26 protein-coding genes, 1 tRNA gene and 2 pseudogenes are annotated in these 26,336 nt (G+C 60.5%); 19 read left to right on the top strand and 10 right to left on the bottom strand.

The features are described 5' to 3' along the window. Nucleotides 1-209: 209 nt before the first annotated feature. The 12 genes and pseudogenes from uca to KGA89_RS04180 all read left to right on the top strand — a co-directional run bounded on the left by uca (nucleotide 210) and on the right by KGA89_RS04180 (nucleotide 11,938). Nucleotides 210-3,851 (top strand): urea carboxylase, encoded by a 3,642-nt coding sequence (gene uca / locus KGA89_RS04235; RefSeq protein WP_223470685.1) that lies wholly within the window; start codon nucleotides 210-212, stop codon nucleotides 3,849-3,851. A gap of 22 nt (nucleotides 3,852-3,873) precedes the next feature. Further along, on the top strand, nucleotides 3,874-5,652 hold the full coding sequence (gene atzF / locus KGA89_RS04230; RefSeq protein WP_223470684.1) for an allophanate hydrolase: 1,779 nt from the start codon (nucleotides 3,874-3,876) through the stop codon (nucleotides 5,650-5,652). A 251-nt stretch (nucleotides 5,653-5,903) separates the two neighbouring features. After that, a pseudogene (locus KGA89_RS04225) lies at nucleotides 5,904-6,521 on the top strand (GGDEF domain-containing protein); the annotation flags it as partial. Continuing rightward, nucleotides 6,514-6,732: a cysteine-rich CWC family protein gene (locus KGA89_RS04220; RefSeq protein WP_003198746.1), complete on the top strand. Its 219-nt coding sequence runs from the start codon at nucleotides 6,514-6,516 to the stop codon at nucleotides 6,730-6,732. The pseudogene KGA89_RS04225 and the gene KGA89_RS04220, both read left to right, overlap by 8 nt. A 35-nt stretch (nucleotides 6,733-6,767) precedes the next feature. Then, on the top strand, nucleotides 6,768-7,460 hold the full coding sequence (locus KGA89_RS04215) for a pseudouridine synthase (protein ID WP_223470683.1): 693 nt from the start codon (nucleotides 6,768-6,770) through the stop codon (nucleotides 7,458-7,460). Between the two features lie 310 nt (nucleotides 7,461-7,770). After that, nucleotides 7,771-8,655 (top strand): alpha/beta fold hydrolase, encoded by an 885-nt coding sequence (locus KGA89_RS04210; RefSeq protein WP_018606957.1) that lies wholly within the window; start codon nucleotides 7,771-7,773, stop codon nucleotides 8,653-8,655. 163 nt (nucleotides 8,656-8,818) lie between these two features. Next, nucleotides 8,819-8,892 (top strand) — tRNA-Gly (locus tag KGA89_RS04205). A gap of 126 nt (nucleotides 8,893-9,018) precedes the next feature. Beyond that, on the top strand, nucleotides 9,019-9,579 hold the full coding sequence (locus tag KGA89_RS04200) for a hypothetical protein (RefSeq protein ID WP_223470682.1): 561 nt from the start codon (nucleotides 9,019-9,021) through the stop codon (nucleotides 9,577-9,579). A 313-nt stretch (nucleotides 9,580-9,892) separates the two neighbouring features. Beyond that, nucleotides 9,893-10,627: a zeta toxin family protein gene (locus tag KGA89_RS04195; RefSeq protein ID WP_223470752.1), complete on the top strand. Its 735-nt coding sequence runs from the start codon at nucleotides 9,893-9,895 to the stop codon at nucleotides 10,625-10,627. Continuing rightward, nucleotides 10,615-10,782 carry a hypothetical protein gene (locus KGA89_RS04190; RefSeq protein WP_003198738.1) on the top strand — a complete coding sequence of 56 codons (168 nt, stop codon included), beginning with the start codon at nucleotides 10,615-10,617 and terminating at the stop codon, nucleotides 10,780-10,782. Before KGA89_RS04195 ends, KGA89_RS04190 begins: the two co-directional genes overlap by 13 nt. Nucleotides 10,783-11,355: 573 nt before the next feature. Further along, nucleotides 11,356-11,655 (top strand): DUF3077 domain-containing protein, encoded by a 300-nt coding sequence (locus KGA89_RS04185; protein ID WP_014337003.1) that lies wholly within the window; start codon nucleotides 11,356-11,358, stop codon nucleotides 11,653-11,655. 115 nt (nucleotides 11,656-11,770) lie between these two features. Continuing rightward, complete coding sequence (locus KGA89_RS04180) at nucleotides 11,771-11,938, top strand: type II toxin-antitoxin system ParD family antitoxin (RefSeq protein WP_116643002.1); 168 nt, start codon at nucleotides 11,771-11,773, stop codon at nucleotides 11,936-11,938. A 16-nt stretch (nucleotides 11,939-11,954) separates the two neighbouring features. Here KGA89_RS04180 and KGA89_RS04175 read toward each other — a convergent pair whose 3' ends face one another. Beyond that, on the bottom strand, nucleotides 11,955-12,434 hold the full coding sequence (locus KGA89_RS04175; RefSeq protein WP_003198732.1) for an Lrp/AsnC family transcriptional regulator: 480 nt from the start codon (nucleotides 12,432-12,434) through the stop codon (nucleotides 11,955-11,957). A gap of 144 nt (nucleotides 12,435-12,578) precedes the next feature. On the opposite strand from KGA89_RS04175, the gene KGA89_RS04170 reads away from it, so the two are divergent. The 3 genes and pseudogenes from KGA89_RS04170 to KGA89_RS04160 all read left to right on the top strand — a co-directional run bounded on the left by KGA89_RS04170 (nucleotide 12,579) and on the right by KGA89_RS04160 (nucleotide 14,117). Continuing rightward, nucleotides 12,579-13,208 (top strand): LysE family translocator, encoded by a 630-nt coding sequence (locus tag KGA89_RS04170; protein WP_223470681.1) that lies wholly within the window; start codon nucleotides 12,579-12,581, stop codon nucleotides 13,206-13,208. A 281-nt stretch (nucleotides 13,209-13,489) separates the two neighbouring features. After that, nucleotides 13,490-13,666, top strand: a pseudogene (locus KGA89_RS04165) (type II toxin-antitoxin system HicA family toxin); the annotation flags it as partial. A 40-nt stretch (nucleotides 13,667-13,706) separates the two neighbouring features. Then, the gene (locus KGA89_RS04160; RefSeq protein ID WP_003198726.1) at nucleotides 13,707-14,117 is read left to right on the top strand and encodes a type II toxin-antitoxin system HicB family antitoxin; all 411 of its coding nucleotides are present in this window, start codon (nucleotides 13,707-13,709) and stop codon (nucleotides 14,115-14,117) included. A gap of 151 nt (nucleotides 14,118-14,268) precedes the next feature. On the opposite strand, the gene KGA89_RS04155 is transcribed toward KGA89_RS04160, so the two are convergent. Next, nucleotides 14,269-14,415 carry a hypothetical protein gene (locus KGA89_RS04155; protein WP_003198724.1) on the bottom strand — a complete coding sequence of 49 codons (147 nt, stop codon included), beginning with the start codon at nucleotides 14,413-14,415 and terminating at the stop codon, nucleotides 14,269-14,271. A gap of 176 nt (nucleotides 14,416-14,591) precedes the next feature. Here KGA89_RS04155 and KGA89_RS04150 point away from each other — a divergent pair, with 176 nt between their 5' ends. Then, nucleotides 14,592-14,996: a low affinity iron permease family protein gene (locus KGA89_RS04150; RefSeq protein ID WP_013692463.1), complete on the top strand. Its 405-nt coding sequence runs from the start codon at nucleotides 14,592-14,594 to the stop codon at nucleotides 14,994-14,996. A gap of 89 nt (nucleotides 14,997-15,085) precedes the next feature. Here KGA89_RS04150 and KGA89_RS04145 read toward each other — a convergent pair whose 3' ends face one another. The 3 genes from KGA89_RS04145 to fos form a co-directional block, all read right to left on the bottom strand. Next, nucleotides 15,086-15,589 (bottom strand): DUF4142 domain-containing protein, encoded by a 504-nt coding sequence (locus tag KGA89_RS04145; RefSeq protein WP_223470680.1) that lies wholly within the window; start codon nucleotides 15,587-15,589, stop codon nucleotides 15,086-15,088. Nucleotides 15,590-15,903: 314 nt separating this feature from the next. Further along, nucleotides 15,904-17,253: a GGDEF domain-containing protein gene (locus KGA89_RS04140; protein ID WP_003198716.1), complete on the bottom strand. Its 1,350-nt coding sequence runs from the start codon at nucleotides 17,251-17,253 to the stop codon at nucleotides 15,904-15,906. Between the two features lie 180 nt (nucleotides 17,254-17,433). Then, complete coding sequence (gene fos / locus KGA89_RS04135) at nucleotides 17,434-17,847, bottom strand: fosfomycin resistance glutathione transferase (protein WP_003198713.1); 414 nt, start codon at nucleotides 17,845-17,847, stop codon at nucleotides 17,434-17,436. A 257-nt stretch (nucleotides 17,848-18,104) separates the two neighbouring features. Here fos and KGA89_RS04130 point away from each other — a divergent pair, with 257 nt between their 5' ends. Together KGA89_RS04130 and KGA89_RS04125 are read left to right on the top strand one after the other, a co-directional pair. Further along, complete coding sequence (locus KGA89_RS04130) at nucleotides 18,105-19,340, top strand: aminotransferase class I/II-fold pyridoxal phosphate-dependent enzyme (protein ID WP_003198711.1); 1,236 nt, start codon at nucleotides 18,105-18,107, stop codon at nucleotides 19,338-19,340. Nucleotides 19,341-19,353: 13 nt separating this feature from the next. After that, nucleotides 19,354-20,517: an MFS transporter gene (locus KGA89_RS04125; protein WP_013692462.1), complete on the top strand. Its 1,164-nt coding sequence runs from the start codon at nucleotides 19,354-19,356 to the stop codon at nucleotides 20,515-20,517. Here KGA89_RS04125 and yiaY read toward each other — a convergent pair. Beyond that, on the bottom strand, nucleotides 20,514-21,662 hold the full coding sequence (gene yiaY / locus KGA89_RS04120) for an L-threonine dehydrogenase (protein ID WP_003198706.1): 1,149 nt from the start codon (nucleotides 21,660-21,662) through the stop codon (nucleotides 20,514-20,516). The two genes, KGA89_RS04125 and yiaY, sit on opposite strands and share 4 nt — an antisense overlap. A gap of 140 nt (nucleotides 21,663-21,802) precedes the next feature. On the opposite strand from yiaY, the gene KGA89_RS04115 reads away from it, so the two are divergent. Then, the gene (locus tag KGA89_RS04115) at nucleotides 21,803-22,822 is read left to right on the top strand and encodes a DUF4917 family protein (protein ID WP_003198704.1); all 1,020 of its coding nucleotides are present in this window, start codon (nucleotides 21,803-21,805) and stop codon (nucleotides 22,820-22,822) included. Between the two features lie 159 nt (nucleotides 22,823-22,981). Here the strand turns inward: KGA89_RS04115 and KGA89_RS04110 are convergent, their stop codons facing one another. The 4 genes from KGA89_RS04110 to KGA89_RS04095 form a co-directional block, all read right to left on the bottom strand. After that, complete coding sequence (locus KGA89_RS04110) at nucleotides 22,982-23,326, bottom strand: YegP family protein (protein ID WP_003198702.1); 345 nt, start codon at nucleotides 23,324-23,326, stop codon at nucleotides 22,982-22,984. Nucleotides 23,327-23,407: 81 nt separating this feature from the next. After that, nucleotides 23,408-23,989 (bottom strand): DJ-1/PfpI family protein, encoded by a 582-nt coding sequence (locus KGA89_RS04105; protein ID WP_223470678.1) that lies wholly within the window; start codon nucleotides 23,987-23,989, stop codon nucleotides 23,408-23,410. 235 nt (nucleotides 23,990-24,224) lie between these two features. Continuing rightward, nucleotides 24,225-25,442, bottom strand: a complete 1,218-nt coding sequence (locus tag KGA89_RS04100; RefSeq protein ID WP_223470676.1) for a class I SAM-dependent methyltransferase — start codon at nucleotides 25,440-25,442, stop codon at nucleotides 24,225-24,227. Between the two features lie 213 nt (nucleotides 25,443-25,655). Further along, complete coding sequence (locus tag KGA89_RS04095; protein ID WP_003198695.1) at nucleotides 25,656-26,273, bottom strand: TPM domain-containing protein; 618 nt, start codon at nucleotides 26,271-26,273, stop codon at nucleotides 25,656-25,658. Between the last annotated feature and the right edge of the window lie 63 nt (nucleotides 26,274-26,336).

Genomic DNA, 26,336 nt, shown 5'->3' with positions numbered 1-26,336 from the left:
GATCTCCTGTGGGAGCGAGCTTGCTCGCGATAGCGGTCTGTCAGTTACATCAAGGTTGGATGTACCGCCGCTATCGCGAGCAAGCTCGCTCCCACACGGGGAATCTGGGCTTTGGTTTCGCTCACGGGGACGACCCCGTTGGCCATCGAAAACTGCGGGACGGCCCGCATCCCAGTTCAGGCAGTACGCATGCCTGAGGGGGCAATGCCATGTTCGAAAAAATCCTGATCGCCAACCGTGGCGCCATCGCCTGCCGCATCTTGCGGACCTTGCGTGAGCTGAAGGTCGAAGGCGTCGCGGTGTATTCCCAGGCCGACGCCGCCAGCTTGCATATCTTGCAGGCCGATGAAGCCCACTGCCTGGGCGAAGGCGCGGCGGCCGGTACTTACCTGGCGGTGGACAAGCTTTTGGCGATTGCTAAAAGCAGCGGCGCGACCGCGATCCATCCCGGCTACGGCTTTCTCTCGGAAAACGCCGCCTTCGCGCAAGCGTGCGAGGCCGCTGGCATCGCCTTCATCGGTCCGACGCCAGAACAACTGCGCGTGTTCGGCCTCAAGCACACCGCCCGCGACCTGGCGCGCCGACATGGTGTGCCACTGCTCGAAGGCACCGAACTGCTCGACAGCCTCGATGCCGCGCTATTGGCGGGCACTCAGCTCGGCTATCCGGTGATGCTCAAAAGTACCGCGGGCGGTGGCGGCATCGGCATGCGTGTGTGCCGCAGCGCCGCCGACCTGAGCGAATCCTTCGAAACCGTGAAGCGCCTGGGCCAGAACAACTTCAGCGACGCCGGAGTGTTCATCGAGAAGTACATCGAACGTGCGCGGCATCTGGAAGTGCAGGTATTCGGCGATGGCCTGGGCCAGGTGATCGCCTTGGGCGTGCGCGACTGCTCGGTGCAACGGCGCAACCAGAAAGTCCTCGAAGAGACCCCGGCGCCGAACCTGCCCGAGGGCATGGCCGATGAACTCTGCGCAGCGGCGATCCAACTGGCCCAGGCCGTGAACTACCGCAGCGCCGGCACCGTGGAGTTCGTGTTCGACAGCGACGCGGGGCGCTTCTATTTCCTGGAAGTGAACACCCGCCTGCAAGTGGAGCACGGCGTCACCGAGCAGGTGTGGGGCGTGGACCTGGTGCGCTGGATGGTGCAACTGGCGGCCGGTGATTTGCCGCCACTGAGCGAACTGGGCCAAGGTTTGAAAGCCGAGGGCCACGCGATCCAGGCGCGCTTGTATGCCGAGGACCCAGGCCGGGATTTCCAGCCAAGCCCGGGGCTGCTGACTGCGGTGAGATTTCCCCAGGCCGACGGCAAGGCACTGCGCATCGACACCTGGGTCGAGGCCGGTTGCCAGATCCCGCCCTACTTCGACCCGATGATCGCCAAGGTCATCCGCTGGGCGCCAACCCGCGAGCAGGCACGCCTGGGCTTGCATCAAGCGCTGGACGAAAGCCTGCTGTACGGCGTCGAGAACAACCGCCACTACCTGCAACAGATTCTCCTCGACACACCGTTTGCCAGCGGCCAGCCCTGGACCCGCTGCCTGGAAGCGTTGGTCTATCGCGCCAACACCGTTGAAGTGCTCAGCCCCGGCACCCAGACCAGCGTCCAGGACTATCCCGGCCGCCTCGGTTATTGGGCGGTGGGGGTGCCGCCGTCGGGACCGATGGACAGCCGTTCGTTGCGCCTGGGCAATCGCCTCTTGGGCAACGCAGAAGGCGCGGCGGCCTTGGAAATCACCATGAACGGGCCGCTGCTGCGCTTCAACTGCGCCGCGCGGGTGGCGGTGACCGGTGCGGTGATTGCCCTCACGCTCGACGGTGAACCGGTGCCGATGAACACGCCGTTGTCGATTGCTGCCGGCGCCACCCTCGCCATCGGCAACATCTCTGGGGCCGGGGCGCGCAGCTACCTGTGCCTGCAAGGCGGCGTGCAAGTGCCGGATTACCTGGGCAGTAAAAGCACCTTCACCCTCGGCCAGTTCGGCGGCCATGGCGGACGGGCGTTGTGTACCGGTGACGTGTTGCACCTGGCACCGCTGGATGAGCACGCGATGCTGCCGCCAACGAGCGCGCCGATCCTGGAACTGCCAAGCGTGCGGCAGATCCGCGTGATCTACGGCCCGCACGGCGCGCCCGAATACTTCACCGAGCGCTACATCCAGACGTTCTTCGACACGGCCTGGGAAGTGCACTTCAACTCCAGCCGCACCGGCGTCCGCCTGATCGGGCCGAAACCCGAATGGGTCCGCGCCGACGGCGGCGAGGCTGGGCTGCACCCTTCCAATATCCATGACAACCCCTACGCCATCGGCGCCGTGGACTTCACCGGCGACATGCCCGTCATCCTCGGCCCCGACGGCCCGAGCCTGGGCGGTTTCGTCTGCCCGGTGACGGTGATCGAAGCGGACCTCTGGCAGTTGGGGCAGCTCAAGGCGGGGGACAAGGTGCGGTTTGTGCCGGTGGATGTATCGACCGCGCGCTCACTGGCCCTGCAATGGTCCCCCTGTGGGAGCGAGCTTGCTCGCGATAACGGTCTGTCAATCCCATCGATTCTGGATGTCCCGTCGCTATCGCGAGCAAGCTCGCTCCCACAGGGGATGGTGTCGCCCGTGGTGTTGGATATCGGTCAGGACGATACCCGCCTGGTCGCGCGCCTGGCCGGCGACACCCACCTGCTGCTGGAAATCGGCGCCCCCGAACTGGACCTGGTGCTGCGCTTTCGCGCTCATGCCTTGATGCAGGCGTTGGAACACAAACACCTGCCCGGCGTGATCGACCTGACGCCGGGCATTCGCTCGCTGCAAGTGCACTACCAACCCGAGCAAATGCCCCTGGCCGATCTGCTGAATATCGTCGCCGGTGAGTGGGACGCCGTGTGCGCCGCGCAGGACCTGCAAGTGCCGTCGCGCATCGTCCACCTGCCGCTGTCCTGGGATGATCCGGCCTGTCAGTTGGCCATCGAAAAATACATGACCACGGTGCGCAAGGACGCGCCCTGGTGCCCGAGCAACCTGGAGTTCATCCGGCGCATCAACGACCTGCCCAACCTCGATGAGGTGCAACGCACGGTGTTCGATGCGAGCTACCTGGTGATGGGCCTGGGGGACGTCTACCTCGGCGCGCCGGTCGCCACGCCGCTCGACCCACGGCATCGGTTGGTGACCACCAAATACAACCCGGCCCGCACCTGGACCGCGGAAAACTCGGTGGGCATCGGCGGCGCCTATATGTGCGTGTACGGCATGGAAGGGCCTGGCGGCTATCAGTTCGTCGGGCGCACGTTGCAGATGTGGAACCGTTATCGGGACGTCGCCGCCTTCGACGGCAAGCCCTGGCTGCTGCGGTTCTTCGACCAGATCCGCTTCTATCCGGTCAGCGCCGATGAACTGCTGCGCATCCGTCGGGACTTCCCCCTGGGCCGCTTCGATCTGGAGATCGAGCACAGCCAGCTCAACCTCGCTGACTACCAGCGTTTCCTGGTGCAGGAAGCCGACGGCATCGCCGCGTTCCGCCAACGGCAACAAAGCGCCTTCGACGCCGAGCGCGAGCGTTGGATCGCCAGTGGCCAGGCGCACTTCGACAGTGAAGAACCGGCCATCGCACCGAGCGAAGATTCGCCGCTGACTGACGGTCAACTGAGTGTCGACAGCCACATCGCCGGCAACCTCTGGCAGGTGCAGGTAGACGTTGGCGCACGGGTCGCCGCCGGTGATGTGCTGGTTATTCTCGAATCGATGAAAATGGAAATCCCGCTGCTTGCACCCTCGGCCGGCGTGGTGCGCGAGGTGCGCGTCCAGCCAGGTTCGGCAGTGCGCGCCGGACAGCGCGTCGTGGTGCTGGACCGTGACTGAACTCAATCAAAGGATTAACACCATGAACCTCTCTCTTCGCTTGGACGACCTGCGCACGACCTATCGCAACGGCGAACTGACGCCACGCCAATTGCTGCTGGGCCTGCGGGAAAAAGCCGCGGCGCTGAACCCGGACTATCACCTGTTCATTCACCTGCTGACGGCCGAAGAACTGGAACCCTACCTGACCGCATTGGAAAGCCGCGACCTGGAGAGCCTGCCGCTGTACGGCGTGCCGTTTGCCATCAAGGACAACATCGACCTGGCCGGCATTCCGACCACCGCCGCCTGCCCGGCATTTGCCTACGTACCGCCACGCTCGGCGACCATTGTCGAGCAGTTGCTGGCACTGGGCGCGATCCCCCTGGGCAAGACCAACCTCGACCAATTCGCCACCGGGCTCAATGGCACTCGCTCGCCCTACGGCGCCTGCCGCAACAGCGTGCTGCCCGACTATCCCGCAGGCGGTTCGAGCGCCGGCTCGTCGCTGGCCGTGGCCCTGGGCGTGGCAAGTTTTGCCTTGGGCACCGACACCGCCGGCTCCGGTCGAGTGCCCGCAGCCTTGAACAACCTGGTGGGATTGAAAGCCACCCTGGGGTTGATCTCCACGGCGGGCGTGGTCCCGGCCTGTCGCACGCTGGACTGCGTCACGACCTTCACGGCGACAGCAAAGGAAGCCAGCCAGCTCTTGGCGCTGACGGCCCGTCCAGACCCTCGTGACGACTACAGCCGCCACAACCCGCAGTGGAACGACGGCGCCGCGTTCGGCGTGCCCCGGCGCTTTCGCTTCGGTGTGCCGCGCCAGCAGGACCTGGCATTTTTCGGCTGCCAGGAAGGTCCGCAACTGTTTCTGGAAGCCATCGAGCGACTCGAACGCCTGGGCGGCGAAGCCGTGGAACTGGACTTGTCGCCGTTCCTGGAAGCAGCGCGGCTGCTTTATGAAGGCCCTTGGGTGGCCGAACGCTACAGCGTTGCCGGCCCCTTGATGGAGCGTGAGCCGGAGGCCGTACTGCCGGTCATCCGCGCCGTCCTGGCGAAAGCGCCTACGGTAGATGGCGTACAAACCTTCCGCGCCCGCTACCGTTTGCAAGCGCTCAAAGCCCAATGCGACCGGGCCATGGACGCGCTCGATTGCGTAATCACCCCGACCATCGGCCGACCGGTGACCCTCGCCGAACTGGCCTCCGAACCGGTGCTGCGCAACTCGGAACTGGGGTATTACACCAATTTCATGAACCTGCTGGACTACGCCGCCGTCGCGGTTCCCAGTGCGTTCATGGCCAACGGCTTGCCCTGGGGCGTGACGCTGTTCGGTCGAGCCTTCACCGACCAATACCTCTTGAGCGTGGCCGATGCCCTGCAGCGTCAACAGGACACGACTTTGCCAGCGCCCGCCAACCCGGCGCGCCACGACCTGGCACGGCTGGTGGTGTGTGGCGCACACCTGGACGGATTGGCGCTGAACTGTCAGCTCAAGCAACGCGGTGCGCGTCTGATCGAGGCCACCCAAAGCTCAGCGGATTACCGCCTCTATGCCTTGGCCGGCAGCCCTCTCCTGCGCCCCGGCATGCTTCGGGTCAGCGAGGGCGGCGTGGCAATCGAGGTGGAGATATGGGAACTGCCGAGCAGCGAACTGGGTTCATTCCTGACCGGCATCCCCGCACCGTTGGGGCTGGGCAAGGTGCAACTGGCCGATGGTCGCTGGGAAAGCGGATTCATCTGCGAGTCGTATGGCCTGGAAGGCGCACGGGACATCAGTCATCTGGGGGGATGGCGGGCTTATTTGCGTAGCCTGGAATAAAGCCGAATCTGTGGTGAGGGAGCCTGTTCCCTCACCATGGTCCTACAAACCTGCAAATCCGAATGTCTTTTCCCACAAGGCCACTAAACTGACTTCATTGGGTCTGCGCCAAGGGAATCGCCATGTCGTTCCGTTCGCCGTTGTATTCCCAGCGCAAGCCGCTCCTGGCCGTGGTGGCGCTGCTGGGTACTGGTTTCCTGATCATTGCGTTGCTGGGCTATTACGCAGCCCATGCCTCGGTACGCGATAACATCCTCAAGACGCTGTATCTGAACTTGCTGATCGGCATACTCGTGACGCTGGCGGTCCTGGCAATCCTTTATCGGTTGATCAACAGCTACCAACAACGCATCGACGCCCAGGCCACCCTCGACAGCCTGACCGAATTGCCGAATCGCCGTGGCTTCGACCTGCTGGCGGTGCAAGCCCTGCATGAAGCCCAGCGCGAGCCCAAACCCTTGACTGCGCTGCTGGTGGAACTGGACGAGTTCAAGCGGCTGGACAGCACCCATGGTCATATCGCCACCGAACAACTGCTGACCGGGTTCGCGCGCGACCTGACGCAAAGCCTGCGGCATTCGGACATCGTGTGTCGCTGGAGCACTGAAGCCTTTGCCGTCCTGCTCAAGGACACCGATGGACAGACCAGTCTGAAAATCGCAGAGAAAATTCGTCAGCACATCGAAAAGCAGCGCTATTTCTGCAGTGGAAAACAATTGCTGGTCACCGTCAGCCTCGGCCTCACCACCTTGCAGGACGAAGACACCTTGCACAGCCTGCTGTCGCGGACCGATCATGCGCTGCAACGCGCCCGACAGACCGGGTGCAACCGAACCTGCGTGGAAATGCCTCACTCCAGTTATGAATAAACCCGACCTTTGCCCGGCCTGCGGCGGTGCCAACGACTGCACCCTGGCCGACCCACGAACCGCCGACCGCGCCTGCTGGTGTTACGGCGTGAGCATCGACCCGGCCGTGCTCGAGGCATTGCCAACCGAGCTGCGCGATCAGTCCTGCCTGTGCCCACGCTGCGCCCAGGTCGAAGCCCAGTTGCGCGCCAAGCCCCAGCCGATCGCGTAAGATGCCCGCCCTCCGCTGCCTTGCCTGAACTGCCCATGCGCGTCGACCGTTTCCTCAGTAATCTGCCGCGATTCAATCGCCAACAAGTGCGCCTGCTACTGGTGGAACGCAGGGTGCGGATCGATGGCCAGACCGTCAGCGATCCCCATGCACAAGTCCGTGAATTCAGCCGTGTAGAAGTCGACCACGACGTGCTGCAAGCAGGCCGGCCGGCGCGCTACTTCATGCTGCACAAGCCACCCGGCTGTGTCAGCGCGACCCGCGATCCGCAACACCCCACGGTGCTCGACTGGCTGGACGAACCGGACAAGAACGACCTGCACATCGCCGGGCGCCTGGACTTCAACACCACAGGGCTGATGCTGATCACCAATGACGGCAGCTGGTCGCGGCGCCTGACCCAACCGCAGACCAAACTGCCCAAGGTCTACTACGTCGAAACCGAGCAAATCATCACGGCCGAATACGCCGATACCTTCGCCCGGGGCCTGTACTTTGCCTTCGAAGACCTCACCACCCAACCTGCAGAGCTGACGCTGCTGGGGCCCAGATCGGCGCGCTTGAGCATCGTTGAAGGGCGCTATCACCAGGTCAAGCGCATGTTCGGCCACTTCAACAACAAGGTGCTGCGCCTGCACCGCGAGCGCATGGGCCCGTTGACGTTGGACGCCCATCTCGAGCCGGGCCAGTACCGCGCCTTGAGCCCTGAAGAAGTCCATCTCATCTGAACCCGCTACCGCTGGGCAGAAGTGTCGAACAATTTTCCGATAGGTACTTGCGCAACGGTCGCCCCCCTGCTTGAATCAAACCGTCGGCCGAAATGTGACCGATGAGTCACAACATACTTCCAAGAAACCTTTTGCCGGCTGGAACCCTCAGGTTCCGCCTTGTCCCGCCGGCGAACTGCCCGCCTATAACAACACCCGTCGACCGTTTTTTTGGATCGACATGGGCCTTATCTTCCAGGCGAATGCCTACCTGTCACATTGCCCGTGCAATCTCATTGCGCGCATACCCGCTTGCCAGGAGTCTTATGACATGAGGCCAGAAATCGCTGTGCTGGATATACAGGGTCAGTATCGGGTTTACACGGAGTTCTATCGCGCAGACGCCGCACAAAAGACCATCATTCTGGTCAACGGCTCAATGGCCACTACCGCGTCGTTTGCACAGACCGCCAAAAACCTCTACCCGCAATTCAATGTTGTGCTGTACGACCAACCCTACGCGGGCAAGTCAAAAGCTCACAACCGACATGAGCAAATGTTGACGAAAGAGATCGAGGGCCAGATTCTCCTGGAACTGATCGACCACTTCGCCGCCGAACACGTGCTGTCGTTTTCCTGGGGCGGCGCCGCCACGCTGACCGCTTTGGCGCAGCGGCCACGGCGCATCGAAAAAGCCGTGATCAGTTCATTCTCGCCGGTGCTCAATGCGCCGATGCGCGACTACCTGGAACGCGGTGTGGATTACCTCGGCAGCCTGGACGGCGACCGTGTCGGGCACTTGGTCAACAGCACCATCGGCAAGCATTTGCCGCCGCTGTTCAAGCGTTTCAACTATCGCCATGTCAGCAGCCTGGCCGAGCATGAGTACGGGCAAATGCACTTCCACATCAGCGATGTCCTCCACAGCGACCAGCTGTGCTACGTCAACGCCGCGAAAAAAATCAACGTGCCGGTGTTGTTCCTGAACGGCGAATGGGACGAATACACCGCGGCCGACGACGCCAGGCTCTTTGCCGATCACGTGCAGCACAGCAGCTTCAGCACACTGCAAGCCACCGGGCACTTCCTGGACATGGAACACAAAGCCGCCTGCCGCGACAGCCGTAACGCCTTGCTGGGTTTCCTCACACCGGAACACCACGAAAGCCGTCCGCGCTATAGCTACGTGCAGGGCTACCATGCACTGGCTATCTGAAACCGAGTCCTGGCGAGCAACCCCCCGTCCTGCGCCTTCAGCAACGGGGCTTGCCCGCCAACGACCGCTCTGGTTTGAGGCTCGCATAGACGACTGACCGCACGCGGAGTGAAGAAAAACTTCAAATCCGTGTCCACATCTGGTACAAAGTCAGCCGCTCTGAGCGGGTGTCGTATAATGGCATTACTCCAGCTTCCCAAGCTGATAACGAGGGTTCGATTCCCTTCACCCGCTCCAATCGAATTCTGGTCCTGCGTCGTACGTTTTTGGCGGGGGATTAAAAAACCGGCTCTTGGTGGCCGGTTTTTTTTGGTCTGGAATCTGGTGGGATTGGCGCCCGAGTACCTATGAAGGAGAGCAAGGATGCACCTGATTGACTCATATCTGCCTACGTATCAGTTCAGTGAATTGCATACCGTGGACATCCCCGCAGACCCTTCCCATGCCATGGCGGCAATCCTCGCCCACCGCCCCGAAGACGACCGTTTTTTTCGGTATGCAATCAAGCTTCGCGAACTCCCCATGCGCCTGTTGGGTCGATCTCGGCACCCAGGCGCTGATCAACGCGCTTCATTCGGCATGGATAATTTCACGTTGCTTCAGCGCAACGGCGACATAGAAGTCGCCTACGGGCTCGCCGGCAAGCTGTGGAAAGCCGACTACGGCCAAGTCGTTGTCGCGGATGCCGAAGCGTTCGAGCTATTCAATGAACCGGGGAATGTGAAACTGGTCATCAGTTTCAGCTGCCAGTTGCTGCGACCGGGCCTGACGAGGGTCACCACGCAAACGCGGGTGCATTGCCTCGACGATGATGCCTTGCGAAGTTTTACGTCGTATTGGTATTTGATTCGTCCGGTCAGCGGGCTTATCCGTCGACGCATGCTGAAGGCTATTGCGAGGCGTTGCGCAGCAGGCGCTTTTTAAATTCTTCATCGCAATACAGATCTGTTGTCACCAAGAGACGCTCAAAGTGAAGCCATTGACTGAGGCGGATCTCTGCGTCATGTCATGTGACGCACATCTCGATTCATCACCTACTAGCTATGCGAAGCGCACCGGCCAATGGGGCCTTGCCACCTCTAGGTTAGAAACACTTGGACAAGGTAAGCACGGCGAATTACGTCGTAATTCCCCCTCCCAGCTGTCGCATGCGGTACGGTAAAGCCCGGAGCACAAACGGCAAATCCAGTCACACGAAGAGGGTCCGCATTCAGTGCAAGAAGACAAAAGGCTTGGAATGACGGGAGAAGAGCAGGCCATCTGGGATGACGCGATCAGGTTTTCCCGATCAAACAAGAAGGCTATTGGCAAGCGGCTCACGGATCAGACCAAGTATCCCCCCGAAAAAGAACCTGTTTCGGTTTTCATGGCGGGGGCGCCGGGCGCGGGTAAAACAGAAGCATCTTTAGCGCTGCTGAACCTTTTCTGTGATACGCCCATCCTACGAATTGATCCAGACGAGCTCAGAAACGAATTTGAAGCGTATCAGGGTGGCAATGCCTGGCTTTTCCAAGGTGCCGTTTCAATTCTTGTTGAGAAGCTGATTGACCTCGCCCTAGATCGAAAGCAGTCTTTTCTGCTGGATGGGACTCTTTCAAATATAGAGATTGCGAGGAAAAATGTGCAGCGGTGCCTCGACAAGGGGAGATTTGTACAAATACTCTACGTCTATCAAGATCCTAGGCTTGCTTGGGCCTTTGTAACGGCCCGTGAGGGAGCCGAAGGACGGAGGATTCGACCTGAGCATTTCGTCGACCAATACTTTGCAGCACGTGACGTGGTAAACACACTTAAGCTAGAGTTTGGCAAGAATCTACATGTCGATCTGCTTGTGAAGCACATTGATAATTCTGGGCGCCTTTACAAGGCTGGCGTTGACAAGATCGACTACCATATCCCCGAGAAGCATACGCGACACGAGCTGATGGCCATGCTTGGGATAAATGACGGAGCAACTCCATGTTTACCATGAAACTCGGATCCACAAAGGAGTCCACGAGCCCATTCGCAGACTTCATTCGTAATGCGAAATCGGAAGAAAAAAAACGCGTCTACAGTGAAGTGCTGACCGAAGCTACCAAAAAACAGAATGAAGTGATGTTGGCTGCACGTGCAAAACAAGCCTGATCACGTTACTGGATTCCAAAACTGCCCGGCCTAACGCCGGGCTTTTTCATTCTGTCGTTAACCTGCTTTTCACGCTCTGGCGCCTACGGGCTCGTCGGCAAGCTTTGGAAAGCTGACTACGGCCAACGAGACATTGCACAACCTCAACAACGGGACCGTTGAAGGAAAGATAGACAATAGTACTGAGAATAAATGAGTCCCGTGGCGAGGGAGCTTGCTCCCGCTTGAGTGCGAAGCGCTCACAAGAGGGGCTGCTGCGCAACCCAGCGGGAGCAAGCTCCCTCGCCACGTATCGCATGTCCCCGGGAGATTTGTAGGCAAAATCCGAAAACTGCGTAGGGGGTGCGCTTAATTGGCTTTTCGGCGAGTTTTCGCCTTGTTGCCCTTGTCCTTCGATGGCTACTCTCCCAGACGTCGCTGCAAATCAGGCGATCGGGCTTGGAAACCCGTGAGTCAAGCAACCGCGCTTCACGGGAGCTAGACAATGCGTACCTCGCAGCAAATCAAATCACATTCAAACCAGCCAACGCTCAGGCCTCGAACCTACTGTTTCTCGATCGACGGGGGCAGGCCATGAACGAAAACACTGAGCTAAAAACCATCGGCTACACCCCCTTCAACTATTCCGCTGATCGAGCACTGTTCCGTGTCAACGGCGGTGTCCCCATCCAAGAGGCATTGGAACGAGCGTCAGATCTTTTGCATCTCGCTCACCGGCTTGCCGAAGACGCGGCGTTTGAAAAGAGCACCGACCGCTACGCCTGGGCTGCGCACTTTTTGTTGGAGATGAGCAAGGCGGTGATTGATGACGTTGTGAAGGTCATTACGCCAAGGCCGGCGGCTGAGTCCAAGAAAAAATCCGAGGCGCAGTAGATCGACAGTAAGTCCTGAGAATGGGGACATAGGGAACCCCATCCGATAGACAGCGCTAAGCCCTGCTTCTTTCGCAGCGGGGCTTAGCAATACCGACGTCCCTAGAGGCTCAAGCATGGGAAGCGTTCGAAAAACTATAACCGTTGCCAATCAGCGCGCTCAGGAACGTAATGCCGAACTGAAGGATATCCGCTCGGCCCTTGAAGACGGTGAGTCCAGCGGCCCCCCTCGCCCATTCAATCCCGACGCATTCAAACAGCGAATGTTATTAGGACGTGGATAAATCCCCATCGTAAAAACTATTCAGCCCCAGGCAAATGCCCCAACGGCAACGCCCCCGGCGTCTTCACCGTATTGATCGCAAAGTTACTCCGGATATCGCTGATGCCGGGCAATTTCAACAAATGCCCCGTGACAAAACGGTCATAAGCCCGCAGGTCCGGCACCACGACTTGCAGTAGAAAATCCGACTCGCCCGATACCAGGAACGCCGAGATCACTTCGGGCAATGCCGTCACTGCCTGGCGAAATGCTTCGGCTCGCTCGTCGTTGTGCCGTTCGACCTTGACGCCGACGAAGATCGTCAGCCCGAGGCCCACTTCGTCGCGGTCCAGGACGGCTTGATAACCGCGAATGACACCGGCTTCTTCAAGCATCCGCACGCGGCGCAAGCAGGGCGACGGGGACAGGCCGATTTCTTCGGCCAGTTGCACGTTGCTCAGGCGGCCGTCTCGTTGCAGCGCGACGAGGATTTTACGGTCGAAGGCGTCCAGTTTCATAAGTTGGCATTTTCCGATTGGATGATGCAGATACGTGGCAGGTTATGCCAATTCGCGAAGCTTTAGAAGATGACTTCGCAACCACCTGCCCTGCCTCTCAGCCATAGACTGGGCACTTGCGAATCGTTGATGAAGGGGTGTGGCATGGCAGAGCTCGGGTTGTTTTTGATGGCGTTGACGGTGGCGTATCTGTTGCCCGGGCCGGACATGATTCTGCTGCTGCAAACCGGTGCCCGTCAGGGCAGGGGCGCGGCGCTGGCGACGGCGGTGGGCCTGGGGGTTGCTCGTGGGTGTCATGTTGCATTGGCGGCGTTGGGGCTTTCGGCCTTGTTCAAGACCGCGCCGTGGACGTTCGATGTCGTGCGTCTGGCCGGGGCGGCCTACTTGTTATGGATCGGTTTTCAATGCCTGCGGACCACCTTGTTGCCGAATTTTGAATACGCCGCTGTCGAGGCCGGAAAGCGGCGTTGGCACCAGGCGATTCGGCGTGGGCTCCTGACCAATCTGCTCAATCCAAAGGCCTTGCTGTTTTGCTCGGTGCTGTTGCCGCAGTTCATCGATCCACAAGGCGGACCAGTGCTAGGGCAATTCGCGACCCTGGGCGTGGTACTGGTCGGCGTCGGCCTGCTGTTCGATAGCGCTTATGCGTTGGTGGGTGTCGCACTCGGTCGCTGGCTTCAGCGTTCGCCTTCGGCCCAGCGCGTACAGCAGTGGCTGTTTGGCAGTCTTCTGATTGGTTTTGCGGTACGGCTGACGTTTGTGCAGCAGTCATAGCGACCGTAGTTTCGCGAAGTGGCTCCTGGTATTTGAGCTGTAAATCCAGGGCTGCTTCGCACCCCAGCGGGAGCAAGCTCCCTCGCCACACAAGCATTTTCGTCCGGTTTCACATCCCGAAATAAACCCACCCCGCCCCTCTGCCGCCCTTGTGCGACGCCGCTTCTAGACTTCGTTGCGATGACTGCGCATACCTGCCGAGGCCACCTTCGGTGGTTATAGTGTTGATCATTCATTTTCAGTAGGTATAGTACCCACCAAGCACACCACACGGAGGTGTTGTGAATAGCCGATTCTTGATAAGCCAAATCATTGCAGACGGTTGGTATCTGGTGCGGGTTCGGGGCAGCCACCATCACTTCAAGCACCCGACCAAGCCGGGATTGGTCACGGTTCCTCATCCGAAGAAGGACCTGCTCAAGAAAACGGCCATCAGTATTTTGCAACAGGCGCTGCTTCAGCCGGCCCGTTGCGCGACGTTCCCGGAGGACGATGAATATGCTTTACCCGATTGCGATTTCCATGGGCGATGACAAGCACGCCTGGGGTGTTGAAGTACCGGATATTCCCGGATGCTTTTCCGCAGGCGATGACCTGGACGAGGCCATGGCGATGGCGCGTGAGGCCATCGAGGGGCATTTCGAGGTTCTGGCTGAGGACGGCTCGCCGATTCCTTCGGCCAACACCGTCACCTTGCACGCCGCCAATCCGGCATATGCCGGCTGCACCTGGGCGCTGGTGGACATCGATGTGACCAAGTACCTGGGCAAGGCGCAGAAACTCAACATCACGTTGCCCGGCTATCTGCTCAATCGTATTGATGAATACGTGTTGCACCATCCTGAAGAGAAGAGCCGTTCCGGCTTCCTGGCTTCGGCAGCGCTCAAGGTGTTGCAGCAAGGGCGGTGAGCAATCAATGCTGGAGAAAAGAGCCTGTGGGAGCGAGCCTGCTCGCGATAGCGGTACGTCAACACCCTTGATGTTGCTGACCCGACGCCATCGCGAGCAGGCTCGCTCCCACAGGGTTTTGCGACAGCCCATTCGAGGGGTTGCGGGCTGCCTATTTCTTTTCCGCTCCAGACTCTTGCATCTGCACCGAGGACTTGGTGCCATCGGTGTTGTCCTTGGTCTCGTTACCCGAGTTGTCGAAGCAGCCTTGCAGGGCAAACAAACAGCAGGCAAGGCAAACAGTGCGTGCGAGGTTCATGGTGGACTCCGAAGCTGAGGGCCTTAAGGAGTGACCCGCCAACACGGCAATTGGTTGCGATGATTTTCAGGCTGCACGAAAAACCCTGCCGAACAGCGGCGCCTGAAAATGTAAGCAGAATTTTCACCGTTTCGTTGCTGTCACACCAGACAGGTGCATCCATAAGGAACACAGCAATGACCTTCGCAAAAATCGCGCAAAAACTGGCCCTTTGGGCGGGGAGCCCCAAGACGTTTCTGGGGGCCATCGTGTTGTTGGCGCTCTGGGCCCTCAGCGGACCGCTTTTCGACTTCAATGACACATGGCAACTGATCATCAATACATCAACGACGATCATTACCTTCCTGATGGTGTTCCTGATTCAAAACACGCAGAACCGCGATACCGACATCTTGCACCTCAAGGTCGATGAGTTATTGCGAGCGACCAAGGAGGCACAGAATGCAATGCTCGGCCTTGAGTCGCTGGACCTCAAGCAACTGGAGGCGCTGAGAAAGCATTACCAGGCCATGGGTCACGGCGAAGCCAAGAGTCTTGAAGGGCTGGAAGAAAAGAACAAAGTAGACCTGAACCAGTGCTGACGCAGACGCGCTGGAAGGTTCTCCTTTTGGCGGGCAAAAATCAGCCGGGACGCGAACGTCCCGGCCCTGAATACAAAAAAAGCAGCGGATCAGCGGCTGGCTTGCAGCGCCCTGGCCATTTCGAGATGGGTCTGCAGTTTAGGCAGGGTTTCATCGGCGAAGGCCTTGATCTCCGGCACTTCGGTGGTCTGGGCCTCCTGCTGGATCTGCGCGATGGCCTCCTCGGTGGCCTTGACCTGGGTGGCGGCATACGCAGCCTCGAACGACTCGCCTTCCTTGACCTGCGGCATCAGGGCCTTGGCCTTGTCCGCCACCTCTTCCCGGGGGGCGACAGGCAAGTCGAGCTTCTTGGCGATCTTCGCCAGGTGTTGATTGGCCGTGGTGCGGTCGTTGATCACCATGATGGTGTAGTCCTTGACCTCCCTGGATTCGGCTTTCCCGTGGGCCATGCGACTTGTCTCGATGTCGGCCATGCCTTTGGCTGAAGCATCGTTGATGAATTGGGCAGGCGATTGGGCCCAGGCACTGTTGGCGCCCAGGCCCATCAACACGACAACACTGGTGGTGCGAAAAAAGCTGGCCATACGGCTCATGGTCGCGCCCTCCTCTGATGAAAGTTCTGGTGGGTTATCCACCGTTGAATCAGAACCAGCCATGAATACTCAGCGAGATGTCCGACTCGGCTTTCGACGGTCGTGATGGTGGTTCTCCCACTTCTGCGACCCGCTTCGGACACCTTCGTTCGATCATGAGCAATGTTTGCCAGATAAATACCGCTTGGGCCGGGAATGATCCAACCCTCCCTATTCTCGAATGCAGGGCACGCAGAGCCCTTCTTGTATTCGAATTGGATATGGGCTGAAGGTTTGAGAAAGGTGCTTGTGCCACGACGAACGGTGGCACGCTATCAGATACCGAACACCCTGTGATTCTGGCGTTTGGCCGCATACATCGCCTCGTCGGCGTGGCGGAACAGGGCAACATCTTCAGTGCCATGGTCGGGGAAACAAGCCACGCCGATGCTCGGTTCGATGCTCAGGCAGTGCCCGTCCAGACGCAGCGGCTGGGCCAGTGCATGGCGGATTTTTTCCTGCACGCGTTGGGCATCCTCCAAGGCCTGGATGCTGTGCAGCAGCACCACGAACTCGTCCCCGCCAATACGTGCCACGGTGTCGGTGTCGCGGATACAGCCCTTGAGACGATTGGCCACCGCTTGTAACAGCATGTCGCCAACCCCGTGGCCATAGGTGTCGTTGATCTGCTTGAAACGGTCCAGGTCGATGTACAGCAAGGCCATGCGCCCGGACGCCGCACGAGCGCTCGCCAGTGCGCACTTGAACCGCTCCCGGAGCAATTCGCGGTTGGGCACCTGGGTCAATTGATCGTACTGAGCCATGTGCTGCAACCGGGCGTGCAATTGCTTGCGCTCGATGGCGACGGTGATCTGTGCGCAGACGTATTGCAGCAGTTCCTTGTCCTGCTCGGTGTAGCGCTCGTTGTGCGGCGCACTCTTGACGATCAGCGCGCCAATCGTGCCGCTCTGCGAGTTCAGCGGCACGCCCAGCCAACACGGCGCATCTGGCCGCGCTACAAGGTCGTCGAACCCCGGCGGCAAGTCGTTGCAACCAGGCGTCAGCAGGATTGGCTGGCCGCTGCGAATCACTTCGGCGCACAAACGCCCGGTGACCGTGCCCGGCAATTCCGGCTGCCCTTCCCGGTCGTCGACGTGATAGGGGAAGTTAAGTTGCGAACATTGTTCGTCATACAGCGCCACCGAAAAATTCAGCGCCGGCAGCCACTCGCCAATAATCAGGTGTATGCGCTTGAACAGCGCCAGCAGGTCTGCCGCGGCATGGGCCGCCTCGGAAATCGCATACAACGCCGCCTGCCGGGACTCGGCCTGCTTGCGTTCGGTGATGTCCCGGGCCACGGCAATGCGCAGTTGGTCCACCGGCGACCAGCGCGCCGACCACAGGATGTGCACCACCCGACCGTCCTTGCGCAGGTAACGGTTCTCGAAATTGAGCTTGGGCTCGCCGTCCATGATCTCCCGCGCCGCCTCAAGGGTCCGCTGACGGTCGGCGGGGTGCACCAGGTCGATCATCGGCTGGCCGATCAGCTCCTGCGGGGTGTAGCCAAAAATCTGTTCGCAGGCAGCACTGACAAACACGAAACGCCCTTGGCCGTCGACGGCACACACGGCGTCCAGCAGAAGGTCGATGTAGCTGGCCAGCGGCGCGGAACTTCGAGTGTCCATGGGGCTGGAGGTCATCCGGATAATGCAACGGTGAGCGAAGCGGGTGATCGTCAGTTCGTGACGCCGATACAACGAGCGAGACCGACGCGCCCCACCAATACCGATGAGGATAGCGCAGGGGATCGACTGTAGGGAGCGAAACGCCCGGGAGATGCAGCCACTCGCTTCAACGCAGCCCCTTCACTCCGTAAAAAACGCCATACCGGCATACGGTGCCTGCCGGCAGGCCTTCAACCGGGACGCCAGGTCGCCCACATGGACTTCGAGCTTGTGCCCGTCCGGGTCGAGAAAGTAGAACGAATCACCCTCGCTGCGATTGTCGCGCCACGATGACACCTGGGCCGCGTTCAGCCGCGCCACCAGCACTGGGAAACTCTCGGCATCGATGCTGAAAGCGTAATGGGTGTAGTCCGCCACCGGCTCAGGCCTGCGCAACGGGTCGAAAGCCAGGCACAACCACAAACCCGGCAGCGACAAATAGGCCCCATGGTCCCACTTGGCTTCGAGACGCAGCTGCAATAGCTCGCCATAAAAAACCACACTGCGATCCAGGTCGGTGACGGCAAGGGTCAGATGATTGAGGCCTGAGAGCATCAGCAAGCAACCTTCAGAAAAGAGTGATAACCCAGCGGGCTTGGGGCGAACCCAGGGTACTTCCAAGCTCCGACATCGCCGACGGATTCCCCGTCCAAGGCCCTAGGCAAAGTCCTACGCAGAACTCTCCAGTGACACTCAAGCACGCCGGAAACAGCCGATTCAAAGCCCTGCACAACAATCTGTAAAGTCTGGAAACACACCGCTATCGAAACACCCCACGGACAGCACCACTCATCAAGGAATGTAATCGCACCATGAACCAGACTGCTCAAGCGCCCCATCACTTCACTCACTACCGCAAGGTGATTTCCCTCGCAGACCAGAACTGGCAGGGCACCGAAGCCGGAAAAATCTCAGGGCTGAATGTCGAGGTCAAGACACCCAATGTGCTGGTCGACCAATACGGTCGCACCTTCCATCACTTCTGTACCACGTCCTACCTGGGCCTGGACTATCACCCCGCGTTGCTGGACGGCGCCATGACTGCCCTGTGGGAAACCGGAACCCTGCGGGTCGCCAACTCAAGGAATCGCTGCAAGCTGGCGATCCTGGACCAGTACGAAACCCAATTGTCGGAGCTGTTTGGCGCCAGTTGCCTCAGTGCTCTGTCGTGCAGTGCGGCAAGCGCCGGTATCCTGCCGCTGCTGGCCAGCGGCGCGTTCACCAACCAGTGTTCGCCGGTCATGGTGTTCGACAAACACGCCCATTACTCGATGAACCACAGCAAGGCCGCCTGCGCCGATGAAACCCAGGTCGTCACCTGCCCGCACAACGACATGGATTTCATCGAAGACCTGTGCAAACGCCAGCGCTGCGTGGCGTACGTGGCCGACAGCGCCTATAGCATGGGCGGATTGGCGGACCTGGACAGCCTGATGTATCTCAAGCAGCGCTATGGCCTGTTTCTCTATCTGGACGACTCCCACGCGCTGTCTGCGGTCGGGGAGTCCGGCGCAGGCCTGGTCCGTTCGCGCGTCCCTGCCGTGGATGAACGCACCCTGATCGTTGCTTCATTGGCCAAGTCATTCGGCGCCAGTGGCGGGCTGGTTATGTTTGGCAGTGAACGGCACAAGGCTCTGGTGCAGCGTTACGGTGGCCCGAGCAATTGGTCCCAGAGCCTGAACGCAGCGGCCATCGGCGCCGGCATGGCGTCGATCCGCCTGCACCGCAGTCGAGAATTCAGCGCCCTGCAGGAGCGTTTGCAAGCTAATATCCGCTTCTTCGACAGCCTCGTGCGCACTGAACAGCGCGGCAATCCCATGGCAATCCGCATGGTGCCCTGCGGTGAAGCGGCCCTGGCCAACAGCCTGGCCGTCGAACTGGCCGAACTGGGGTACTTCACTTCAGCGGTCTTTTTCCCCGTGGTGCCGCAAGGCAAGGCCGCCATTCGCATTACCCTGCGCGCCGATATGGAGCCGAACGTGATTCGCTCGTTTTGCGAAAAGATCACCGAACTGCTGCTGACCCACGGGCGTGACATCCGCCCTTGAGACAGGACGCTCGATGAAGAACCGTACAACCCTGATCGTCACCTGCACCACCGTTTTCCTGGCCCAACTGGGCATGAGCATCTACTTGCCGGCCCTGCCCGATATCGCCCGGGACCTGGGCGCCGATGCGTCCCGGGTTTCCTGGGGCTTGTCGGTGTACCTGATCGGCATGGCGCTGCCGATGTTGCTGTGGGGCAGCCTGGGCCAGCGGCTGGGGCGCAAGCCGGTCTTGCTGGCGGCCTTGGGGTTGTACGGTTTGGGCAACCTGGCCCTGCCGCTGGGCACAACCGTGGAGGCGTTCCTGACGCTCAGGTTGATCCAGGGCATCGGCGCCAGCGGTATCTCGGTGATGGCGCGGGTCTTGATTCGGGACAGTTTCAGCGGCGATCTGTTGGCCAAGGCGCTGTCCTGGATATCGATCGCCTTTGTGATTGCCCTCGGTATCGGCCAGTATCTGGGCTCGCTGATCCAGGCCGCTTTCGGCTGGGAGGCGATTTTCCAGGGCTTGGGCGCCGTCAGCCTGGCGATGGCAGCGGCGGTGTCCCGGGCCAGGTTCCCGGTGCTGGTGCAAGCCGGCAACGGGCAATCGGCGTGGAGCATCTACGGGCAGATCCTGCGTCGACGCGCGTTCCTGCTGCCGGCCTTGGCGGGTGGGCTGGGTTACGGCGTGATCGTCGCCTTCAACACCGCCGCGCCGCTGATCCTGCAGGGGAGCTTCCACTGGTCGCCCATTGAATACGGCCTGCTGGGCTGGCCGGTCAGTGCCGCGTACTTGCTTGGGGCGCTGGTGGTGAACGCTTTTGTACTGCGTACCGGTCAACGGCGAATGATGGGTTGGGGCATCGCCCTGGTGCTGGGCGGGAGCATGACCATGCTGGCAGGCAGCCTCACCCTGAGCAGCATCGCGCTGCTCTTCTGGCTGCCGTATTGCTTCGCGGTGTTTGGCCAGTCGTTGATCTACCCCATCAGCCTGTCCCTGGCCAACGAAGGCTCACCGGTGGCCGGCGCGTATGCCATGGCGTTGAGCGGATTCCTGCACCAACTGATGGCCTCGGTGATCGGTGCCATGGCCAGCCTGTTGTTGAGCCAACAGGCCTGGCCGCTGGCAGCGTTGTGCGCACTGTTGGGGGCGGCGGCGATGCTCTGTGTGAAGTTTGTGCCGCCCCGGGTCGCTTAGAACGCGCTGCGGAAAATCTCTTCGATCTGCCGCTGGTCCGCCGCCCGTGGGTTGGTCAGGCCGCAGGCGTCTTTCAAGGCGTTGGCGGCCAGCACCGGTACGTCATTGAGGCGTACGCCCAAATCACGCAAACCGGCCGGAATATCCACGTCAAGGGCCAGTTTACGGATCGCCGCAATGGCGTCGCGGGCGCCCTCTTCCGGGCTGAAGCCGCGCGTATCGGCGCCCATGGCATGGGCCACGTCGGTCAGGCGAACGGCGCACACCGAAGCGTTGAAGCTTTGCACATGAGGCAACAGCACTGCGTTGCAGACACCATGAGGCAGGTCGTAGAAGCCACCCAGCTGATGCGCCATCGCGTGCACGAAACCCAACGATGCATTGTTGAACGCCATCCCCGCGAGAAACTGCGCGTAGGCCATGTTCTCCCGCGCGACCAGGTCATTGCCGTCACGCACGGCCAGGCGCAGGTTGTTGCTGATCAGGGTGATGGCCTTCAGGGCGCAGGCATCGGTGATGGGGTTGGCCGCAGTGGAGACATAAGCCTCGATCGCGTGGGTCAGTGCATCCATGCCGGTGGCGGCTGTCAGGCCCTTGGGCATCGCCACCATCAGCGCCGGGTCGTTCACCGACATCAATGGGGTGACGTTGCGATCGACAATCGCCATTTTCACGTGGCGTGTCTCGTCGGTGATGATGCAAAAACGGGTCATTTCGCTGGCGGTGCCCGCCGTGGTGTTGATGGCGATCAGCGGCAACTGCGGCTTGCTCGAACGATCGACGCCTTCATAATCACGGATCTGCCCTCCGTTGGTGGCGCACAGGGCGATGCCCTTGGCGCAATCGTGAGGCGAACCGCCACCCAGCGATACGACGAAATCACACTGGCTCTCCTTCAGCAGCCCCAGCCCGAGCTCGACATTGGCGATGCTTGGGTTGGGCTTGGCGCCGTCGAAAATCACCGAGTCGATGTCCTGTATCGCCAACAACTCGGCCACCTTGGTGGCGACACCGGCCTTGGCCAGCCCCGCGTCGGTGACGATCAAAGCTTTGCGAAAGCCGTAGTTGCGAATAGCGGTCATCGCTTCATCGAGGCAGCCGAGCCCCATGATGTTCACGGCGGGAATGAAAAAAGTGCTGCTCATGGGGTCACGCTCCTGGTTGAGGCCGGATCGGCAGGGCCTACAGAATGACCGAGTAGTCATGACGCATCTTGATCTGGCTCAAGACTGGGTCGTGATAAAGTCGCGCCCTGCCTTTGCCACGTTTTGAGATGATCCTTGCGATGACCGATTTCCAGGAATACGACACCCGGCTCGAAGACTGGGAGGCCTTGCGCGCCGACACCGCCTTCAGCGGCCTGTTGGTGGGCAATGGGGCCAGCCGCGCAGTGTGGGATGATTTCGGCTATGACTCGCTGTTCGAAAATGCCCGCACCGTCGAGGAGAAACCCCTGAGCCCGTCGGAACTGAGCGTGTTCGATGCGATGCAGACGCGCAGCTTCGAACAGGTGCTCGCTGCGCTGAAAACCACCAGTCGGGTCAACAAGGCCCTGGCCGTCAGCTCCGCCGCCCCGCGTAACCGCTATTACGCGATCAAGGAAGCGCTGATCAACACCGTGCATGCGGTGCACATCCCATGGCGCCTGGTGCAACCGTCGACCCTGGCGACGCTCAACCAGGAGCTGAGCCGCTACCGCACGGTGTTCACCAGCAACTACGACCTGCTCAACTACTGGGCGATCCAGCAGGCACCCGAGAGTATCAGCGACCTGTTCTTCGGCGAAGACCACAGTTTCGACCTGAGCCGGGCGACCACGGACAAACCGCGCCTGCTGTACCTGCACGGCGGCCTGCACATGGTGCGCAACCAGGACGGCACGGCGCGCAAGCTCACGTCCACCGAAGGCACCCTGCTGGGCAGTTTCGCCATCAACAACACGATCAAGACCCTCGACGACGTACCGTTGTTCGTCAATGAAGGCCCAAGCCAGGACAAGCTCAAGACCATCCGCAGCAGCGATTACCTGTCGTTCTGCTACGACCAGTTGCTGCAGCACGGCGACAACCTGTGCCTGTTCGGCCATGCCCTGGGCGAGCAGGACAACCACATTGTGCAAGCCTTGCGCCTGGCCGCACCGAAAACCGTGGCGATTTCAATCTATCCCCGTAGCCAGGCGTTCATCCAGCATCAGAAGCGGCATTACGCCAAGGTGTTCCAGGGACTGGAAGTGCAATTGCGCTTCTTCGATGCCAAGAGCCATCCGCTGGGCGATCCGAAACTGTCGGTGCCGGTGGAGGTTTAAAACACGTGTGGAGAGGGGATCCATGTGTGGGAGCAAAGCTTGCTCGCGATGAACGATGACTCGGTTAGCCTGCACAACCGCAGCGCCTGCATCGCGAGCAAGCTTTGCCCCCACACATAATTCCCCCGCCACAGGCTAGGCGCCCTTGTTGCCGTCCCGTCAGAGCGCAGCCACGGTCTTGTCCTTGATGACAGTCGTCGGTCCGTTGGCCTTTACGCTGGCGATGCCCTTGTCCCGGGCGGCGTCCGATGAATAAGCTTCACTGCTGCCAATCACTTCATGGTTGGCAGCCTTGAGGTTGAAGTACGGATGGCCATCCTTGGTGTTCTTGAGTTCATAGCGCTCGGTCAACGGACTGTTTTTCTGCACCGAAGCAATGCCACCGTCGACACCGCTGCGGGTGGTGTACAGCTCACTGGTCAAGATTGTCTCGGCGTTGGCCGCCTTGAGCACAAACCGAAACTGGCCACTGCTGCTTTTGCTGATTTCGTACCATCCGGACATGATTTTTCTCCTGGCAATGAAGACATGCCCCGAGAGTAAAGACCCGCCGCGCTTGCCCCGCCAGTTCGCTGTGTAGCGTCATTACAAGGTAATGGCCGTGCCCAGCAGCGTCAGGAAACCCGCCAGCCAGCTCGGGTGCGCAGGCCAGGCCGGTGCGGTTGCGAGGTTGCCCTGGACATGGCTTTGGGTCACGGGAATGTCGATATAGGTCCCGCCCGCCAGCCGGACTTCCGGAGCACACGCCGGGTAGGCGCTGCATTCACGCCCTTCGAGAATACCCGCCGCCGCCAGCAACTGCGCACCGTGGCACACCGCAGCAATCGGCTTGCCCGCCAGATCGAAATCGCGCACCAGTTGCAGGACGGTTTCATTCAAGCGCAGATATTCCGGCGCTCGCCCACCCGGCACCAGCAGCGCGTCGTAGTCGGCGGCCTGGACGTTGGCGAAGTCATGGTTGAGGGCAAACAAGTGCCCCGGTTTTTCACTGTAGGTCTGGTCGCCGTCGAAATCGTGGATCGCCGTGCGCACCGTCTGCCCAGCGGTTTTGTCCGGGCACACGGCGTGCACGGTGTGGCCGACCATCTGCAGGGCCTGGAACGGCACCATGACTTCATAATCTTCGACGTAATCGCCGACCAGCATGAGGATTTTCTTGGCGGGCATGGGAAGGGCTCCTTTGGGAATGCGTGGGTGGTTAACGCATTAAAGGTAGTCCGGAGTGTTGGCAGGCGAGCGATAACCGCTCATTACCTGACGGGCTGCACCTCAGCCCCTTGTGGGAGCGAGTCCTGTGGGAGCAAAGCTTGCTCGCGATGAACGATGGCGCGGTTCTAGCAGTTAAACCGTGTCGTCCTCATCGCGAGCAAGCTTTGCTCCCACAGGGTTCGGTATAGCTGCTTCAGGCGAGGTAACCATCCGCACGCAGCAGCGTTTCGAGGCAATGCTCGGTAACGTGGTAGAAGGCCTTGAGTTCCTGGATCTTGGCCAGCAGCTCGGTGGGGTCCGCAGGTTCGGCGCGTTTGACGGCCAGGATCATCTTGTTCTTGTTAGTGTGGTCCAGGGAGATGAACTCGAAGACCTTGGTCTCGTAGCCGCAAGCTTCCAGGAACAGCGCTCGCAAGCTGTCGGTGACCATTTCCGCCTGCTGGCCCAGGTGCAGGCCGTATTGCAGCATCGGCTTGAGCAAGGCCGGGCTCTGGATCTGCAAGCGGATCTGCTTGTGGCAGCACGGCGAGCACATGATGATCGAGGCGCCCGAGCGAATGCCCATGTGGATCGCGTAGTCGGTGGCGATGTCGCAGGCGTGCAAGGCGATCATCACATCCACCGCGCTCGGCGCCACGCTGCGCACGTCACCGTGCTGGAAGCTCAGGCCCGGGTGTTCCAAGCCCGCGGCGGCTTCGTTGCACAGCTTGACCATGTCTTCGCGCAGCTCGACTCCGGTCACCAGGCCTTCAGCCTGCAAGGTGTTGCGCAGGTAATCGTGGATGGCGAACGTCAGGTAGCCTTTGCCCGAACCGAAATCCGAAACCCGCACCGGTTTGTCCAGGGCCAGCGGCGAAGACGTCAGCGCATGGCTGAAGACCTCGATGAACTTGTTGATCTGCTTCCACTTGCGCGACATCGCCGGAATCAGCTCGTGCTTGTGGTTGGTCACGCCCAGGTCGGCCAGAAATGGCCGGCTCAAGTCGAGGAAGCGATTTTTCTCACGGTTGTGCTCGGCAGATGGCACTTCCCGCAGTTGCTGGGGCTTGCTCTTGAACAGCGAACTCTTGCCCTTCTTGCTGTACTCCAGCTGGGCCTCGTCGGTGACCGCCAGCAAATGCGCGTTCTTGAACGATGCCGGCAACAGCGCAGCAATGGTTTGCACCCCTTCGGCCAGCGGGAAATTCTTGGTGATGTCGCGGGTCTTGTAGCGGTAGACGAAGGACAGGCACGGCTGGTCCTTGACCGTCAGCTGCTTGATGATCAGCCGCTGGAGCTCCGCTTCTTCACCCACGTACTTGGCCAGCACCAGTTTGATGAAAGCGTTTTGTTCAAGGCTGGTGCGCAACAGCTCGATGAACTGGGCGTGGTGATCCGGCGCGGGACGGACGGGCGTTGCGGTGGCAGACATGGACAAGCGGCCTCGGGGCGGGGCGAATCGGGAATGGCGGTATTTTAGGGGGGATGGGCAGCGAGGGCACGGAAAAGTTCGTGTGGCGAGCAGTAGCCTCGGTGGGAGCAAGGCTTGCCCGCGATAAATACACCGCGATCCAGCAGGCTAAACCGAGCTATCGTTCATCGCGAGCAAGCTTTGCTCCCACAGGCTTGTGCTGGCAGGAAATTTTCAGCCCAGCACCACCAGCCGATTCGGCAGTTCATTGCGTTCCTGGGTCACCGGCACGTGCTCCTTGAGCAATTCGCCGCAAGCTTCGATGCAGGTCACGAAACCCTGCAGGGTCTGTCCCTGGCGAACCTGCTGGGTGAACGCTGCGACGATGGCATCCCAGCATTTGTTGTCCAGGCGCTTGGAAATGCCTTCGTCCACCAGGATTTCCACGTACCGCTCAGCCTCGCAGACAAAGATCAGCATCCCCGTGCTGCCCACCGTGTGGTGCAGGTTCTGTTCGAGGAATTGCCGGCGCGCCAGGTTGGAGGCCCGCCAGTGACGCACGGAACGGGGGATCAGGTGCGTGGTGATCCTGGGGATGCGAAACACCAGGCACAGCACAATGAAACTGACCCACTGCACCAGCAACAGGCTGTGCATCGTCAGCCAGCCGGAGAGGTAATGGACCACGCCGGGCACCACCAGGGCCAGCAGGCTGGCCCACAGCAGCGGGATATAGGCGTAGTCGTCGGCGCGGGCGGCCAGCACCGTGACCAGCTCGGCGTCGGTATGCCGCTCGACCCGGGCGATGGCCTCGGCGACCTTGCGTTGTTCGTGTTCAGTCAGTAATGCCATGTTAAAAGTGCCTGCTCATTATTATTGTCACCAGCCGCCCGACGACGACTACGCCTATATCCC

Origin of the sequence: Pseudomonas sp. A-RE-22 (assembly GCF_019956035.1) — a bacterium.
GTDB lineage: Bacteria > Pseudomonadota > Gammaproteobacteria > Pseudomonadales > Pseudomonadaceae > Aquipseudomonas > Aquipseudomonas brassicacearum.
The sequence above is the reverse complement of the archived record's forward strand: the minus strand, read 5'-3'. Positions and strand labels throughout refer to the sequence as shown.

What these genes read in the sequence shown, in the direction of transcription:
- uca (WP_223470685.1), top strand. Translation starts at nt 210, where the DNA reads ATGTTCGAAAAAATCCTGATCGCCAACCGTGGCGCCATCGCCTGCCGC.
- atzF (WP_223470684.1), top strand. Translation starts at nt 3,874, where the DNA reads ATGAACCTCTCTCTTCGCTTGGACGACCTGCGCACGACCTATCGCAAC.
- KGA89_RS04220 (WP_003198746.1), top strand. Translation starts at nt 6,514, where the DNA reads ATGAATAAACCCGACCTTTGCCCGGCCTGCGGCGGTGCCAACGACTGC.
- KGA89_RS04215 (WP_223470683.1), top strand. Translation starts at nt 6,768, where the DNA reads ATGCGCGTCGACCGTTTCCTCAGTAATCTGCCGCGATTCAATCGCCAA.
- KGA89_RS04210 (WP_018606957.1), top strand. Translation starts at nt 7,771, where the DNA reads ATGAGGCCAGAAATCGCTGTGCTGGATATACAGGGTCAGTATCGGGTT.
- KGA89_RS04200 (WP_223470682.1), top strand. Translation starts at nt 9,019, where the DNA reads ATGCACCTGATTGACTCATATCTGCCTACGTATCAGTTCAGTGAATTG.
- KGA89_RS04195 (WP_223470752.1), top strand. Translation starts at nt 9,893, where the DNA reads ATGACGGGAGAAGAGCAGGCCATCTGGGATGACGCGATCAGGTTTTCC.
- KGA89_RS04190 (WP_003198738.1), top strand. Translation starts at nt 10,615, where the DNA reads ATGTTTACCATGAAACTCGGATCCACAAAGGAGTCCACGAGCCCATTC.
- KGA89_RS04185 (WP_014337003.1), top strand. Translation starts at nt 11,356, where the DNA reads ATGAACGAAAACACTGAGCTAAAAACCATCGGCTACACCCCCTTCAAC.
- KGA89_RS04180 (WP_116643002.1), top strand. Translation starts at nt 11,771, where the DNA reads ATGGGAAGCGTTCGAAAAACTATAACCGTTGCCAATCAGCGCGCTCAG.
- KGA89_RS04175 (WP_003198732.1), bottom strand. Translation starts at nt 12,434, where the DNA reads ATGAAACTGGACGCCTTCGACCGTAAAATCCTCGTCGCGCTGCAACGA.
- KGA89_RS04170 (WP_223470681.1), top strand. Translation starts at nt 12,579, where the DNA reads ATGGCAGAGCTCGGGTTGTTTTTGATGGCGTTGACGGTGGCGTATCTG.
- KGA89_RS04160 (WP_003198726.1), top strand. Translation starts at nt 13,707, where the DNA reads ATGCTTTACCCGATTGCGATTTCCATGGGCGATGACAAGCACGCCTGG.
- KGA89_RS04155 (WP_003198724.1), bottom strand. Translation starts at nt 14,415, where the DNA reads ATGAACCTCGCACGCACTGTTTGCCTTGCCTGCTGTTTGTTTGCCCTG.
- KGA89_RS04150 (WP_013692463.1), top strand. Translation starts at nt 14,592, where the DNA reads ATGACCTTCGCAAAAATCGCGCAAAAACTGGCCCTTTGGGCGGGGAGC.
- KGA89_RS04145 (WP_223470680.1), bottom strand. Translation starts at nt 15,589, where the DNA reads ATGAGCCGTATGGCCAGCTTTTTTCGCACCACCAGTGTTGTCGTGTTG.
- KGA89_RS04140 (WP_003198716.1), bottom strand. Translation starts at nt 17,253, where the DNA reads ATGGACACTCGAAGTTCCGCGCCGCTGGCCAGCTACATCGACCTTCTG.
- fos (WP_003198713.1), bottom strand. Translation starts at nt 17,847, where the DNA reads ATGCTCTCAGGCCTCAATCATCTGACCCTTGCCGTCACCGACCTGGAT.
- KGA89_RS04130 (WP_003198711.1), top strand. Translation starts at nt 18,105, where the DNA reads ATGAACCAGACTGCTCAAGCGCCCCATCACTTCACTCACTACCGCAAG.
- KGA89_RS04125 (WP_013692462.1), top strand. Translation starts at nt 19,354, where the DNA reads ATGAAGAACCGTACAACCCTGATCGTCACCTGCACCACCGTTTTCCTG.
- yiaY (WP_003198706.1), bottom strand. Translation starts at nt 21,662, where the DNA reads ATGAGCAGCACTTTTTTCATTCCCGCCGTGAACATCATGGGGCTCGGC.
- KGA89_RS04115 (WP_003198704.1), top strand. Translation starts at nt 21,803, where the DNA reads ATGACCGATTTCCAGGAATACGACACCCGGCTCGAAGACTGGGAGGCC.
- KGA89_RS04110 (WP_003198702.1), bottom strand. Translation starts at nt 23,326, where the DNA reads ATGTCCGGATGGTACGAAATCAGCAAAAGCAGCAGTGGCCAGTTTCGG.
- KGA89_RS04105 (WP_223470678.1), bottom strand. Translation starts at nt 23,989, where the DNA reads ATGCCCGCCAAGAAAATCCTCATGCTGGTCGGCGATTACGTCGAAGAT.
- KGA89_RS04100 (WP_223470676.1), bottom strand. Translation starts at nt 25,442, where the DNA reads ATGTCTGCCACCGCAACGCCCGTCCGTCCCGCGCCGGATCACCACGCC.
- KGA89_RS04095 (WP_003198695.1), bottom strand. Translation starts at nt 26,273, where the DNA reads ATGGCATTACTGACTGAACACGAACAACGCAAGGTCGCCGAGGCCATC.